Here is a 1,312-nt window from a genome sequence, read left to right as displayed (position 1 = left end):
TGACCGTCTTGCCCGCAACCGTCGCATGATCGAGTGTGCGACTGTCGTAGTCGGTCCAGGTGCCCCCTCCATCGAGCGAGTACTGCTTCTTGCCTGCAACCTCAGCACCTGTGGAGGTGATTTTCGCAAGGTAGTTGACTCCTCCGAGCTTTAGTGGAGACTGGGTGTAAGCAGGCAGGGCAGGGACGGTGAAAGCGGTTCCCGCATTTGCCGTGGTGACCTGCTGGTTGAGCAGGCTGCGGTCCTGATCGCGCTCGCCAGAAGAGGTGACATGCAACACGTTCTCGAAGACGGTGGATACAGAGCCACCTTCCACCTTGGTGGCCATGAACGAGCCACCCTTGTGCACCACAGCGTTGGGCGTGACCTGGGCGATGATGTCCCCCATCACCGTCCCCAAGTCCCAATAGGGGGTTGAGGACAACGAGCCGTTGAAAGATTCCCCGGTACGTACCTCGTTGACGGTACGCAGCACATCGGCATCAAGGCGCTCGATGCGGGTCTCCGAGAGATCGGCGTTGCGGATGACCGTACCGACGAACTCGCTGGTGCCGTCGCTGTTGATGATGAAGCCCGAATTCCCATCCCCGATAGCATGCTTTCCCATCGAGCGGATGCGTCCGGTATCGATGATCTGCAGATCCTGTGTGGAGAGCACATCGATATTCGCCGACTGCGCATACAGGGTACGATAGTATGCGTACAGTGCGGTGGAGGTGACGGGAATATTCGCCCCACCGAGGAGCACCGCGTTGCCGCATGTGCTCATCGCCTCAGGATATTGGGCTGCGTTCTGGCTGGTGATGGGAATCCACGAACCGCTGGCGAACACCTGGGGTACATAGTCGTCTCCCGTCTGCAGCACATAGCAATCCCCTTCGATCGCATCGCTGATGGTCCCGGGACCCCCCAGGATCCCGTAGCTCTTGGTGTACTCGGTCACATCGTTGGCCGAGAGGGTGAGTGTGCGTATCATCGTCTCGGTACTACCCAGACGGGTATAAGACATCGTGCAGGTGATATCGATCTGGGGTGGCGCCTGCTTCTTGGGGATGGTGAGTGTCAGCTCTCCTCCCGCATAGGATTCGGCATTGATCAGCCATTGGAAGGTAGCGTTTTCGTACCCCCGGCTATCGGCAGTGAGGACCACGACCGAATTTTCCACGCTGCGTACATTGCGCTCATAGGTGCTTCGGTTGCTTTTGATGGAAAACGAGATCGAATTGCGCAGCAGGGTGTTCGCCCCGACATCCAAAAAAGGTTCTGCGTAGGTGATATGGGGTTCTTGGGGAGTGGAGTCGCTCCACACCTG

Annotated in this window: 1 protein-coding gene; it reads right to left on the bottom strand. The window is 58.2% G+C overall.

All coding sequences use genetic code 11. The annotated features are described in order from the left end of the window. On the bottom strand, positions 1–1,312 hold a 1,312-nt coding region (locus ACODJP_RS13725), incomplete at both ends, for a hypothetical protein (RefSeq protein WP_422482459.1).

This window comes from Pleomorphochaeta sp. DL1XJH-081, from assembly GCF_049310885.1.
Taxonomy (GTDB): domain Bacteria; phylum Spirochaetota; class Spirochaetia; order Sphaerochaetales; family Sphaerochaetaceae; genus CAYZJV01.
This window is presented reverse-complemented; position numbering and strand designations above follow the sequence as displayed.